Raw genomic sequence first — 13,530 nt, 5'->3', positions numbered from 1 at the left:
AGTTCCGCTCCGTCATCACTTAAGTCAGTAAAGTTACTGGTTAAGCCTATAGAATACTTACTTGAATTTTTAAAATTATCCTCAAGAAAAAAACGGAAATCGATATAATTAAGTCCCCAACTTTTTTCATTCACATCAACGGTTAAGTCCGCTTGACCATTCTCAGCTTCCGAGTATTGATAGGAGCTCCGTTCAAATCGGTCCAAAGCATATAAATCTCTGACTTTAATTTCAATTTCATCACTGGTGTAGGTTTCACCAGCTTCAATATCTAAGCGATTTCTCAATAGTTTTTCATTGTAATGAGTATTGTTGATAATATTAACTTTGGCTAATTGAAGATCCGCACCACTGTGGATTTTTTCTCGAATGACACTTTTTTCGGTTTGATAGGCTAAATAATCCAATTCAGGGATAGAGTAACGCTCTAAAGCCATTTTATTTTGTTCAGCCGCTTTATAGCCTAGTTTTAATGCTTCCGGCATTTGGCCAAAATCGGTTGTCGACATTTTACCCACCGCTGGCTTTAAAAGAACATCGGTATCATGCAACTGTTCGCTTTGTTCTAATGTACTACGGCGAACCATGTAATTAGATAGCTGATCACCAACGGTAAGAAAGGTAGTTAATTTGTCGCCAGTTCGGTAATCAGTACTAATATCCACCGCAATAATAACATCTGCCCCCATTGAACGGGCAATGTCAACGGGCATATTGTTGGTGACGCCGCCATCGACTAATAGCATCCCATCATAGGCATAAGGAGGAAGAGCACCAGGAACCGACATACTTGCCATCATAGCATCGACGACCTCACCATCTTTAAGAACCACTGGCTTTAATTCAACAATATCAGTGGCAACTGCACGGTAGTGAACAGGCAGATCATCAAAGGATTTAAACGCGGGAATATTGCCGGTACTTTGGCGTAAAATATGCAGCATATTTTGGCCTTGCACGACCCCTTTCGGCACTTGAAGCCCTATCCAGCGTAAACCGAGACGGTGTGAAGCTGGTAACGGTCATCATAGACTTTATCGCGCACTCGGCGTTCACTGCGCTCAACGCGATCGTGATAACCTGAATTCCAATCAACTTCATTGAGTTTTTTCTCAATTTCATCGGCATTCAAACCTAATGCATACAACCCGCCGACATAAGACCCCATGCTAGTACCCGTCACGATATCAATCGGAATGTGCATTTCTTCTAACGCTTTAAGTACACCGATATGCGCAGCACCTTTTGCGCCACCACCAGCTAAAACAACAGCAATAGTCGGACGGTAACTTCCGTCTGCCATTTTTTCTCTAGCATCAACTTTTATACTCAATAACAGTAAAGGGAGAATACAATAAAAGTACGCCGTAAATTGTCGTTTCAACGATAATCCTTATCTTAAATTAGTAGCAGAAAAAATATCCATTTAGTCTTAGCCCATCATAGTGACGGGCTTTTAAAGACGTTGCTATTAAATCATAAATCCGCCAGTTTGCATCCTTTACTGGCTTGGTTTATGGCTCAAAAACTAAATAAATCTTTAATCCAACCAGCCGCGGTATTTTTACACTTATCTAATACTTCCCCTTTTTCATCCCATACCGGCAGATCGATATCACCGCTACAATCCATCTTATAACCACCTTTAGAAGTTGCCTCAAAATGATCGGTCGCAATATTTTTTGGCCATGGCAGCGTCAATTTTTCTGGCGCTCGTTGTGATAAGTAATCAGCATAAATCCGAAGTGAACCACTCGCACCTGTAAGCTTTGTAGGTTTGTTATCATCACGCCCAGTCCAAATTGTGACCACCTCTCGGCCATCAATTCCAACAAACCAGCTATCGCGACTGTCGTTACTGGTTCCCGTTTTAGCCGCCAACGTTGCCCAACCATATTTAGATTGTAACGCTCGACTAGTACCTTCACTGACGACTCTTTTCATAATATAAGTTGTCAACCAAGCCGCTTGTTGCGGTACTTGTTGGGAAGCTTTTGGAATACTTTGATAAAGCACATTACCATCAACATCAACCACCGTACGCAGCGCTGTTAACCGAGCGCGTTTACCTGAGTTGGTGATGGTTTGGAACATCTGTGATACCTGATAAGGCGTTAGTGAAAATGACCCCAAGAACATAGAAGGCACCGGGCGAATTTCTTGCTTATCTACCCCAAGCCTTTCTAATGTATCCATAACAGCAGGAATACCAAGTTGCATGCCTAAGTTCACCGTTGGGACATTCATTGATTTTGCCATCGCTTTATACAGTGGTACTTCACCACTAAAAGTTCGATCAAAGTTTTTCGGCGACCATGTCTTACCTTGCTTGTTAGTCAATGTGAGCGGCTGATCGGGCAAGGTTGTACCTAAATCGTACTTTTCTGGTTGCTCCAAGGCCGTTAAATATATGGATGGTTTAACCAAAGAACCGATTTGGCGACTGGCACTCAAGGCACGGTTAAAACCGTCGTAACCCGCTTGACGACCACCGACCATCGCGCGGATCTCACCGGTTTTGCGATCAACCGCCACGATTGCTGTTTCTAAACCTTTACCAGAACGTTTTTCAAGCTGTGGCAAGGTGCGAGTGACAGAAGACTCAAGGTACGACTGAGAAACAGGATCAAGAGTGGTGAACAAACGCAAACCGGTATCAGCTTTAAATTTATCGCCCACCTTATCTTTTAACTCTATTTGAAGTTGCTCAAAATACGCTGGCTGACGACGGCCAAGATGAGGATTTTTTTGCAGATCCAATGGACGAGTTGCGGCTTCATTATATTGAGATGGAGTCAGAATATCTTGGCGCATCATCAGTTCAAGTACCAAATCACGGCGATTTTTGGTCACTTCAGGTCGACGTATTGGGTTGTAATAAGATGGACCTTTGACCATTCCCACCAACATCGCGAGTTGATCGATACGCAACTCTTGTAGAGGCTGACCAAAATAATAACGAGAAGCCAGTGCAAAGCCATGGATCGCTTCACCACCATTTTGACCTAAATACACTTCATTTAAGTACGCTTCTAAAATGCGATCTTTACTAAATCGATAATCTAAAATCATTGCGATGTAAGCTTCTTTAAACTTACGCCATAACGTTTTCTCACTGCTTAGAAACAAGTTTTTAGCAAGCTGCTGAGTAAGCGTACTACCACCTTGTACCGCGCGACCGGCTTTAAGGTTAACCAAAAATGCCCGTGCAATCGCAACAGGAGAAATCCCACCATGATGATAAAAATCACGATCTTCAGTCGAAAGTAGTGCTTGCACCATGGCTTCTGGAAATTGCTCACGCTTTAAGAATAAGCGCGTTTCTTCTTTCTTAGCTTCCAGCATCCCAAGCATTTTGGGTTCAATGCGCAAAAAACCCAGATCCGATTTTGAATCCAATGATTGAATACGAGTGAGTTCACCATCTTTAAAATACAGCATGACATGACGAGCAGGCTCTGGGCCATTATCAAATTCAAACGGGCGACGAAACAGCTCAACTTTCGTAGATGAGGCAGAATATTCGCCTTCACGCATCGGATTCGACACTTTACGATAATTCAACACATCCAATTCTTGGCGAAGCTTACTAACTGAAATAGAACTACCCGGCTCTAAATTCATCACTCTGGCATATACGACAGTTGGTAATTCAAATAGCTGTCCCGTGAAACGTTGAGTCACGACATTATTTAAATAAAAGCCGGCGGCAACCATCAAAACAAGAAACACTAAAGCCAACTTCCAACCGATACTCCATAGTTTTTTCAACCACGTTTTTTTAGGCTTTTTAGTCGTTGTTTTACGAGCGCGAGCAGGACCGGCTTTACGGCCAGATGAGGTTGTTTTACGTGTCGTGTTTTTTTTAGGGGTATTCAATGTAATGCCTTTATTCTTTTTCGATAAAATTGCGTTTAGTTTTCGCCGTTGGAACATGATTCGCCGGATCATCTGGCCAAATATGCTTAGGGTAGCGCCCCTTCATCTCTTTCTGTACATCTTTATAAGAACTTTGCCAAAAACCCGCTAAATCTTGGGTTATTTGCAATGGCCTTTGTGCGGGTGACAATAATTCCAACACCAGTTTTTTCTGCCCTTGAGCTATCACTGGGGAATCTGATTCACCAAATATTTCTTGCATCCGCACTGATAAAACAGGCTCTGCTTTATCCCGATATCGGATCGCTTTTCGATTTCCAGTAGGTAAGGTGTAATGCGTCGGCAGCCATTCATCGATCTGCTGATTCAACGGCCAAGATAAATATGCCAATAACGCTTGAACCATATTCACTTTTTTTAATTGCCCGACAGTGTCTATATTTAGCATATAAGGGGCGAGCCAATGTTCGAGTTGTGCCAAAAGTGTTTCGTCATCTAACTCCGGCCATGATTGTTGTGGCAACCAATCTCGACCGTTACGCATTCGGTGTAATAAATTGTCGCTTTTATCACTCCAAGGTAAAACCGTTAACCCTTTACGGCGAATATAATCCAATAATGCTTTTGTGATCAATTCAGGCTCAGGCTTTGGCAGTCGACGACGAGTTAATACCAGCTTCCCTAATCGTCTTTGTTCTTCTGCGATAATTTGACCTTTATTATCATCCCAATTAACTTGTGTTTGTAACTCAATTAATTGTGGCAAACATGCCTCAATATCAGCCATATCAATTTTAACCGCTCGGAAGATTTGGCTATTCATAGCTTTAAAATGAGGGGCTTTAAGATGAGAGGACTGAGAACGAACAGAGTCGGATGTACGCATGACATCAATGGCAACTATCATCTTCTCCGAGGCCAACGCGTCATGCTCATTCATTGATGCGCCATGACCATTAGCCAGTAAATAGTCACCAATCATTCCATTTCTTTGCATTGCAATTCGGTCGGGGAATGCCATCGCCAAGCAAACTCCTAACTTAGAGGAATCAACCGACGATACCGAAAAAGCACTATTTAAAAGTCCAACCTGACGAGCCAATTGCTGACTACGCTGATTTAATCTTGATACTTTAGGATGAGAATGACTCTGCCACCGATGTAAGCTATGACTGATATCAATAATAGACTTTTCAGGTTCTTCCAATAACGCCACCAGCGCAATGGCGGTCATTACATAACTCGAATCTAATGCCTTTGAACTTAATGCTTGTGAACCTAGCATCATCGCAGACAATCTCGGCTCAAGACCAAACCTTTGACTAGCCTTAGCCTGCGCGGTCAATTGCCCATTAACATCAAGTAGATTTAAGCTTTTCAGTAAATCAGCCGCTTGAGTAAGGTTTGATTGTGGCGGAGTATCAAGCCACATTAACTCGTCAGCTTGCTGTGCTCCCCATTGAATTAACTCCATTTTTAACGAGGTTAAATCGCTGCGTAAAATCTCTGGAATGGGGACTTTTAATTGCTGTTGCAACATTTCTTGGCTATACAGGCGAATACAAATCCCAGCCTCTAATCGCCCCGCTCTTCCTGCACGTTGTATTGCTGAAGACTGCGCGATCATATGTTGCTCAAGGCGAGTGATCCCCGTTTTGGGATCAAATTTAGCACTGCGTTCAAGCCCCGAATCGATCACCATTCGCACACCATCAATGGTCAAACTGGTTTCAGCAATATTCGTAGCTAAGCAGATTTTACGCCGCCCTTGTGGGCTTGGCTGAATGGCAAGTTGTTGCGCTTTGCTATCAAGTTGGCCATATAAAGGAAAAATATCTACATGGCTCAAACAATCCCCATCACCAGGCCTGTTTTTCTGCTGTATTAGTAATTGCTGTAAACGAACAATATCCCCAACACCGGGCAAAAAAACCAACATCGAACCCGTTTCTTGTTCTAACCAACGCGGGATCAATTGCGCCAAACGAGGCACAACATATTCATTTGGTTTTAGTGGGGAGTAGTGATATTCAATCGGATAACCTCGCCCTTGCGACTCAATATACTGCGCATCAGGTAATAGTGAACATAAAGCTTGCTGATCTAACGTGGCTGACATGACCAATATTTTCAGATCATCTCGCAATGCTTGTTGTACTTCTAATCCAAACGCTAAAGCGGTGTCGGCATAAATACTGCGCTCATGAAATTCATCGAAAATGATCAGATCGATACCATTTAATTCAGGATCGGACTGGATCATTCTTGTCATCACGCCCTCGGTCACAATCTCAAGTCGCGTTTTTTCGCTTACTTGAGAATCCCCTTTGATCCGATAACCGACCGTGGCGCCAACTTTCTCACCCAATTGCTTCGCTAAATAATGAGCAATATTACGCGCGGCTAATCGACGAGGTTCCATCATGATTATTTTGCCACTCAAATGCGCAACATCACCAAGCTTTTGTTCTAATAAGCAAAGAGGTAAATAGGTAGATTTCCCTGCGCCAGGTGCGGCTTTTAAGATCACTTGAGAATGGGTACCAATCGCTTGCAACAAAGCAGGCATGACCTCGATGATAGGCAGTTGTGACAATCCAAAATCCTTATGTCATGATAAATGAGTTTTGTTACCGCTTGCGATTCTACCTAAATTATTTCAATAGAGGTAACGCTAAGCTTAGGATTCAATATAGGAAGACCATGAAATTCACGCCCCCTTTACAACCCGCCATCTTAATTAAACGGTATAAACGATTTTTAGCCGATGTGACGCTACCGAATGGTGATGAAAAAACGATGCATTGTGCCAACACGGGAGCAATGACCGGGTGCGCGGAAACGGGGAACACTATTTGGTATTCCACATCCAGTAACCTAAAACGCAAATATCCGAATAGCTGGGAAATTTCAGTTAATTCACAAGGGCACCATATTTGTATCAATACGGCTCGCGCTAATGCATTAGTGATTGAAGCAATTGAAAATGATCAAATACCGGAACTAACTGGCTATTGTGAATTAAAAGCCGAAGTCAAATACGGTGAAGAAAACAGCCGAATCGATATTTTATTAAGTTCAGAGACTCGCCCTGCATGCTACATCGAAGTAAAAAGTGTGACCTTATTAGATGAAGACCGATCAGATCCTAATAATAACCAATCAACAGGCGGTAGAACCGATGGTAGAAATAGCGGCCAAGGTTATTTTCCTGATGCCGTAACCACGCGTGGGCAAAAGCATCTGCGTGAATTAATACAAATGGTTGAGTCTAGCCACCGAGCTGTGCTTTTATTCGCGGTATTGCACACCGGTATTACTCGCGTTTCAGTTGCTCATCACATTGATGCAAAATACGCACAACTATTAACTCAAGCAAGAGATGCTGGCGTTGAAGTCTTATGCTATACGGCCAATATTTCATCGTTAGAAATAAAATTAACCAATCGTATTGAATTTATTAACAACTGATTAATATTACATCACTAAATCGTTCATCTACATAACAAGAATCACATTCGATTACAGATTCATTTGCCAAGCAAACCGCTTTCTGCTATATGTACGCCCCTCAATTAGTCAGCCATTGACTAAGGAAGAGTAAGTAGGAGCGCTGTATGCCAGAATTAACCATAAAAAAAACGCTAGGCACTCTAGCCATCGCGGGTGTTGAACCGTATCAAGAGAAAGCTGGCGAAGAATACATGTCGCCAGGACAAGTGGATCACTTCACTGTAATTTTAAAAGCATGGCGCGATCAGCTTCATAGCGAAGTAAACCGCACCATGACTCACATGAAAGATGAAGCAGCAAACTTCCCTGATCCAGTCGATCGCGCTTCTCAAGAAGAAGAGTTTAGCTTAGAACTTCGTAACCGAGATCGTGAACGCCGTCTAATCAAAAAAATCGAAAAAACGTTAATGAAAATTACAGATGACGATTTTGGTTTCTGCGATTCATGTGGTATCGAAATCGGCATTCGTCGTCTTGAAGCTCGTCCAACTGCCGATCTTTGTATCGACTGTAAGACATTAGCAGAGCTAAAAGAAAAGCAAATGCAAGGCTAAGATCCATACCCAGTTCCAAGACTCGAGAGGTGAAGATATTCCCTCTCGACTCTCGGATCAGAGTGAACCCATCTCATATTCATCTATCGTAATAAGCTTTATGCCTAATTATATTGGCCGTTTTGCCCCTTCCCCTTCTGGACCACTGCACTTTGGTTCCATCGTTGCCGCTTTAGGCAGCTATTTTCAAGCAAAATCACAACAAGGCCAATGGCTAGTTCGCATGGAAGATCTCGATCCGCCTCGAGAAATGCAAGGAGCGGCGACATTAATCCTAAAAACATTAGAAGCTTATGGTCTGCACTGGGATCAAGATGTCATCTATCAAAGTCAGCGCCATCATTATTATCAACAACAAATTGATCAATGGCTTGATTCCGGTTTAGCCTATTACTGTCAATGCACTCGTAAACAAATCAAGCAATCTGGTGGTTTTTATCAAGGTCATTGCCGTACTCTAGGACTATCATCACCTAATGGCTGCGCGATCCGTTTAATGGTGGATGAACCCATTACTCAGTTTCACGATCAAAAACACGCCACCATTCAAATTCAGCCCGATCTAGCCAAAGAAGATTTCATCATTAAACGCCGAGATGGATTATTTGCTTATAATCTTGCCGTGGTGCTTGATGATATTGACCAAGGCATCACTGAAGTGGTGCGAGGTGCCGATTTAATCGAGCCGACTGGCCGTCAAATTAATTTATATCGCTATCTGAATCATGCCGAAGTCAACTACTTGCATTTGCCTTTGGCGGTTAATTCTCATGGTAATAAATTGTCGAAACAAAACCATGCTCCCGCCGTCGATTTAGATAGTCCCAAACCTGTTATCTTATTCGCGATGCAATTTCTTGGGTTTACCTTACCTGATGATTTTCAATCCGCTAACATAGAACACATTCTGGCGTGGGGTTGCCAACATTGGCACATCAACCAGCTGCCAAATTCATTGTCAGCACCTTGCCCATTCTAAAATCATCAAACCTGCGCTATTATGTGCGAAATTTTTAGCCTTGAAGCGATCCATCAAGGTTTATTCGTTGTGATCCTAAAACGACTTCAAGTATAAAAGTTGCATCATGACAAAGAAAATAACCGAGGTGAGCTATCTTTACTCAAGCAGTTAATTTGTGCCGCAAGATTTTTGCGCCAACAAGTCAGAACGAACACAGCTCAAATGGAGAAGTTAAGCTGAACATTATTACTCGCCAAGAGCATCCTATCTCTCGTTCACATATTAGTGATAACGCGCTTAAAGTGCTGTATCGATTAAGTAACCACGGCTACGATGCATTCTTAGTCGGTGGTGGCGTTCGTGACATATTATTGGGTAAAGAACCTAAAGACTTTGACATCGCGACCAACGCTACACCGGAACAAATCAGAGCTCTATTTCGTAACTGCCGCTTAATTGGCCGTCGATTTCGTTTGGCTCATATCATGTTTGGGCGTGACATTATTGAAGTCGCGACCTTCCGTGGTCATCATCAAGAACCAGAGAAAAATCAATCGGCTCAATCTAAAGAAGGCATGTTACTAAGAGATAATGTCTACGGCACGGTTGAAGAAGATGCTGAGCGTCGTGATTTTACTATTAATGCGATGTATTACAATATTGCCGATTTCAGCATTCATGATTACGCCAACGGTATTCAAGATTTAAATGCGGGCATTATCCGTATGATTGGCGATCCTGAAACTCGTTACCGTGAAGATCCGGTTCGAATGATCCGCGCTATTCGCTTCGCGGCAAAATTAGACATGAAAATTGCCGACAATACCGCTAAGCCGATTAAACCATTGGCGCATTTATTATCGGAAGTACCTTCTGCGCGTTTATTTGAAGAGTCATTAAAACTGCTGCAAGCGGGCCAAGGTTTAGCTACCTATAAGCTATTGCGTGAATATCAATTATTTGGCACATTATTTCCGAGTGTTTTACCTTACTTTACTGAAGATGATGCTGGTCAAGGTCATGCCTCTAAAGTAGAGAAAATGATTGAGATCGCCCTTCGTTCGACCGACAAACGCATCAATGATGATAAACGCATTAATCCCGCGTTCATGTTTGCAGCTTTCTTATGGTATCCATTACAAAGCCATGCTGAAGAGCTGATGCGTGAAAAATCACTCAGCTATTACGATGCGATCATGGCAGCCGGAAATCATATTATGGATGAGCAAGTCAAAAGCTTAGCAATTCCTCGTCGTCACACTGCCACTATTCGTGATATTTGGCAGCTACAATTACGTCTAACGCGCCGTACGGGGAAGCGTGCTTTCCAAATGCTGGAGCTCAACAAATTCCGTGCGGGTTTCGATATGCTTGAAATGCGCGGTGAAGTGGAAGGTGGTCAAACACAAGAGTTGGCCCAATGGTGGCATGAGTTCCAAGACGCACCAGCCGTTCATCGCCAAAATATGGTGCAACAGCTTGGAAATCCACAACCGACAGGCCGCCGTAAAAAGCGAACTTACGCGAAACGTAAGCCCAGTGTGAAAAAGGCTTCATCAGAATGATCATGACGAATAGTGTCTATATTGCGATAGGCAGTAATCTTTCTGATCCGGTTGCTCAAGCTAAACTAGCGATTGAAACGCTAAAACAACACCCTGATTTAGAACTAATCGCCTGTTCTTCGTTGTATTCAAGCACTCCGATGGGGCCTCAAAACCAACCCGATTACATCAATGCTGTCGCGCAAGTTAACACCGCCTTATCACCTTTAGATTTGCTCGATTGCACGCAAGCTATCGAACAGCAACAAGGCCGAGTGCGTAAAGATGAGCGTTGGGGGCCTCGCAGCCTAGATTTAGATATTATTCTTTATGGCAATGATGTCATTGAGAATGAGCGACTTACCGTTCCTCATTACGGCATGAAAGAGCGAGAGTTCGTATTATACCCACTGTTTGAAATTGCCCCTGATTTGCAATTACCTGATGGAACGAAGCTCGCCTCATTACTACCTTTAATTGACAGTAACGGACTCAGTATTTGGCATGCGTAGAAGTAAGGCGCTTATTTTCAGTAAATACGTCAACTTCTAGCAAATATGCCAATTTCAAATAAGGACTCAATCATGAAAAAAGTATCGATTCATACTTTAATTAAGTGGAAACAAGAAGGGCATAAATTTGCCACCTCAACCGCTTATGACGCCAGTTTTGCTCAATTATTTGAACAGCAACAAATGCCATTATTATTAGTCGGCGACTCTTTAGGCATGGTACTGCAAGGTGAAGACAGCACCCTGCCCGTCACGATTGACGAACTGGCCTATCACACGCGTTGCGTCCGCGCTGGTAACAAAACCAGCCTGCTTGTCGCCGATATGCCATTTATGACTTATGCAACGCCAGATCAAGCTTGCCAAGAAGCCGCAAAGCTCATGCGTGCGGGTGCTAACATGGTTAAGCTTGAAGGTGGTGAATGGTTAATTGAAACCGTGAAACAGCTTACTGAGCGTTCGGTTCCTGTCTGCGCTCACCTTGGTTTAACCCCACAATCGGTTAATATTTTTGGTGGCTTTCGTATTCAAGGGCGTGATCACGACAAAGCAGAACAAATGGTAAGAGATGCATTATCACTACAAAATGCCGGTGCGCAATTACTTGTGTTAGAATGCGTCCCAACCGCCCTTGCAGAACGCATCACCTCCGCATTACACATCCCCGTAATCGGTATTGGTGCTGGCAATAAAACCGACGGGCAAATCCTAGTCATGCACGATATGTTTGGTATTTCAGCCAACTATATGCCGAAATTCTCCAAGAACTTCTTGGCTGAAACTGGCAGCATGGCGCTCGCTATTGATAAATACATTCAAGATGTTGAAGCCGGAACCTTTCCTGGCATCGAACACAGCTTCGAATAAGGAAAAAATATGCAAACTTTTGCTGATGTAGTTTCATTAAGAGACCAGCTAAAAAGTGCTCGCCGTGATGGCCGCCGTATCGCTTTCGTTCCAACCATGGGTAACTTGCATGAAGGTCATCTAACTTTAGTGCGTAAAGCGCGTGAACAAGCCGATCTTGTTGTTGTGAGTATTTTTGTCAATCCAATGCAATTTGAGCGTGAAGATGATCTGAATAATTATCCGCGTACGCTTGAAGATGATCTCAGCAAACTCAACAGTGAAAGCGTCGATTTTGTTTTCACGCCAACGCCTGAAATCATGTACCCAGAAGGATTAGACAAACACACTTTTATCGAAGTTCCTAGCTTATCGCACATGCTCGAAGGCGCCTCACGTCCGGGTCATTTTCGCGGTGTCAGCACTATCGTGACGAAGCTATTTAATATTGTCCAACCTGATGTGGCCTGTTTTGGTGAGAAAGATTTCCAACAGCTAGCTGTGATTAAAAAAATGGTGACTGATTTAGCGTTAGATATTAATGTGATTGGCGTACCAACTGTTCGTGAATTAGATAACCTTGCCATGAGTTCACGCAATAGTCGCCTAACATTGAGTGAGCGTCAACGCGCTCCAGTACTGGCTCGGACTATGCGCTGGATTAGTAGTCAGATGCGAGGTGGACGCAATGATTATCCATCATTAATTGAAGATGCAACCGATCAGCTACGTGCAGCCGATCTTGAGCCTGATGAAATATTTATTCGCGATGCTAATACGTTACAACTACTCAATGAAAATAGCACACAAGCGGTTGTCTTAATGTCGGCATATCTTGGGCAAGTGCGTTTAATTGATAATACCATCGTTGAATTATCAAATATAAATAGCTTAGATGGCGAAGAAGAATAAATACACGTCCTCGTAAAACAACACACCAACTAAAGCTGCCCATTTGGCAGCTTTTTTATTTCCCGCACAAAATCATCATAAAAACAAATCAATAATAGAAATACATACTGATTTGCAATAATCTAATCTGAGTAAATAGATATCACTTATTAATTGAGAAATTTAATTATGAAAAAATTACTTGTCACAACTGCTATCATTACTATTTTAGCGGGTTGTAATGCCGATGATGTGCAAGATAACGTTAATCAATTGAATGATTTTACCGAACCCCAATCAAGAAAAGCTTCTGGCATTTTATATTCAGCAACACAAGAAACTGTCACCTATATTTTTAATGAATGTACAGCTAATGGCTCTATGGCCCCAACAAACTCATTATGCAAAAAAAGCAAAAGATCCTAAAGCTATCTCAAATAATGTCGGTAAAAGTGATGCTAACTTTAAAATAGATGTTAAAGATAACAAAATTGAAGTCACTTTTGATAAAGGTAATGAATATTTTACATACACCAATGACGGTGAGCTAAAAATCTCATACGCAAATAATAGTAGTTTAAATCATCACTTAACAATCAATGTTAATGCAACTACACCTAATACGGCAAAAGTATCTTTCGATAGTCAAAACGAAAATGATGATGGTTCCTTTAACGCGAATGCATCTGATATGGACTATGACTATATGACGACCACATTAAAAGGCCGCATAACAGTAAAAACTAAATATGAATTTATTTTCGTCTATAATTAATCGATCCATATAAAAATCCCACAACTTCACGATGAAGTTGTGGGATTGTTTAGTT

Annotated in this window: 13 protein-coding genes; 9 read left to right on the top strand and 4 right to left on the bottom strand. The window is 42.3% G+C overall.

Annotated features, from left to right (window positions below):
* From FH976_RS13755 to hrpB, 4 genes are all read right to left on the bottom strand, one after another.
* The coding region (locus FH976_RS13755; protein ID WP_194091408.1) for a patatin-like phospholipase family protein at positions 1-974 on the bottom strand (974 nt) is incomplete at its 3' end.
* An 8-nt stretch (positions 975-982) separates the two neighbouring features.
* The gene (locus FH976_RS16170) at positions 983-1,384 is read right to left on the bottom strand and encodes a patatin-like phospholipase family protein (RefSeq protein ID WP_407701652.1); all 402 of its coding nucleotides are present in this window, start codon (positions 1,382-1,384) and stop codon (positions 983-985) included.
* Between the two features lie 137 nt (positions 1,385-1,521).
* Positions 1,522-3,936 (bottom strand): penicillin-binding protein 1B, encoded by a 2,415-nt coding sequence (gene mrcB / locus FH976_RS13745; protein WP_407701651.1) that lies wholly within the window; start codon positions 3,934-3,936, stop codon positions 1,522-1,524.
* Positions 3,890-6,475 (bottom strand): ATP-dependent helicase HrpB, encoded by a 2,586-nt coding sequence (gene hrpB, locus FH976_RS13740; protein ID WP_194091406.1) that lies wholly within the window; start codon positions 6,473-6,475, stop codon positions 3,890-3,892. Before hrpB ends, mrcB begins: the two co-directional genes overlap by 47 nt.
* A 107-nt stretch (positions 6,476-6,582) precedes the next feature.
* Between hrpB and sfsA the strand changes: the two genes are divergently transcribed.
* The 9 genes from sfsA (at position 6,583) to FH976_RS13695 (ending at position 13,475) form a co-directional block, all read left to right on the top strand.
* On the top strand, positions 6,583-7,350 hold the full coding sequence (gene sfsA / locus FH976_RS13735; RefSeq protein ID WP_194091405.1) for a DNA/RNA nuclease SfsA: 768 nt from the start codon (positions 6,583-6,585) through the stop codon (positions 7,348-7,350).
* Between the two features lie 146 nt (positions 7,351-7,496).
* On the top strand, positions 7,497-7,946 hold the full coding sequence (gene dksA, locus FH976_RS13730; protein ID WP_194091404.1) for an RNA polymerase-binding protein DksA: 450 nt from the start codon (positions 7,497-7,499) through the stop codon (positions 7,944-7,946).
* Between the two features lie 100 nt (positions 7,947-8,046).
* Positions 8,047-8,925 carry a tRNA glutamyl-Q(34) synthetase GluQRS gene (gene gluQRS / locus FH976_RS13725; RefSeq protein ID WP_194091403.1) on the top strand — a complete coding sequence of 293 codons (879 nt, stop codon included), beginning with the start codon at positions 8,047-8,049 and terminating at the stop codon, positions 8,923-8,925.
* Between the two features lie 155 nt (positions 8,926-9,080).
* Complete coding sequence (pcnB, locus tag FH976_RS13720) at positions 9,081-10,472, top strand: polynucleotide adenylyltransferase PcnB (protein ID WP_194091402.1); 1,392 nt, start codon at positions 9,081-9,083, stop codon at positions 10,470-10,472.
* Positions 10,473-10,474: 2 nt separating this feature from the next.
* Positions 10,475-10,963 carry a 2-amino-4-hydroxy-6-hydroxymethyldihydropteridine diphosphokinase gene (folK, locus tag FH976_RS13715; protein ID WP_407701653.1) on the top strand — a complete coding sequence of 163 codons (489 nt, stop codon included), beginning with the start codon at positions 10,475-10,477 and terminating at the stop codon, positions 10,961-10,963.
* A gap of 72 nt (positions 10,964-11,035) precedes the next feature.
* Positions 11,036-11,830 carry a 3-methyl-2-oxobutanoate hydroxymethyltransferase gene (gene panB, locus FH976_RS13710; protein WP_194091400.1) on the top strand — a complete coding sequence of 265 codons (795 nt, stop codon included), beginning with the start codon at positions 11,036-11,038 and terminating at the stop codon, positions 11,828-11,830.
* A 9-nt stretch (positions 11,831-11,839) separates the two neighbouring features.
* A complete protein-coding gene (gene panC, locus FH976_RS13705) occupies positions 11,840-12,721 on the top strand; it encodes a pantoate--beta-alanine ligase (protein WP_194091399.1) in 882 nt (293 codons plus the stop codon).
* Between the two features lie 168 nt (positions 12,722-12,889).
* Entirely contained in the window at positions 12,890-13,126 is a 237-nt protein-coding gene (locus FH976_RS13700; RefSeq protein WP_194091398.1) for a hypothetical protein, read from the top strand.
* Positions 13,074-13,475: a hypothetical protein gene (locus tag FH976_RS13695; RefSeq protein WP_194091397.1), complete on the top strand. Its 402-nt coding sequence runs from the start codon at positions 13,074-13,076 to the stop codon at positions 13,473-13,475. The genes FH976_RS13700 and FH976_RS13695 overlap by 53 nt, the downstream gene beginning before the upstream one ends.
* The last annotated feature ends 55 nt before the right edge of the window (positions 13,476-13,530 follow it).

The sequence above is a fragment of the Vibrio hibernica genome (assembly GCF_015223435.1).
Classification (GTDB): Bacteria; Pseudomonadota; Gammaproteobacteria; order Enterobacterales; family Vibrionaceae; genus Vibrio; species Vibrio hibernica.
Note: the sequence above shows the minus strand (reverse complement) of the source record. Positions and strands in the feature narration are given on the sequence as shown.

Coding starts and splice junctions, on each gene's coding strand:
- mrcB (WP_407701651.1), bottom strand. CDS start 3,936: ATGTTCCAACGGCGAAAACTAAACGCAATTTTATCGAAAAAGAATAAA.
- sfsA (WP_194091405.1), top strand. CDS start 6,583: ATGAAATTCACGCCCCCTTTACAACCCGCCATCTTAATTAAACGGTAT.
- dksA (WP_194091404.1), top strand. CDS start 7,497: ATGCCAGAATTAACCATAAAAAAAACGCTAGGCACTCTAGCCATCGCG.
- gluQRS (WP_194091403.1), top strand. CDS start 8,047: ATGCCTAATTATATTGGCCGTTTTGCCCCTTCCCCTTCTGGACCACTG.
- folK (WP_407701653.1), top strand. CDS start 10,475: ATGACGAATAGTGTCTATATTGCGATAGGCAGTAATCTTTCTGATCCG.
- panB (WP_194091400.1), top strand. CDS start 11,036: ATGAAAAAAGTATCGATTCATACTTTAATTAAGTGGAAACAAGAAGGG.
- panC (WP_194091399.1), top strand. CDS start 11,840: ATGCAAACTTTTGCTGATGTAGTTTCATTAAGAGACCAGCTAAAAAGT.
- FH976_RS13700 (WP_194091398.1), top strand. CDS start 12,890: ATGAAAAAATTACTTGTCACAACTGCTATCATTACTATTTTAGCGGGT.
- FH976_RS13695 (WP_194091397.1), top strand. CDS start 13,074: ATGGCTCTATGGCCCCAACAAACTCATTATGCAAAAAAAGCAAAAGAT.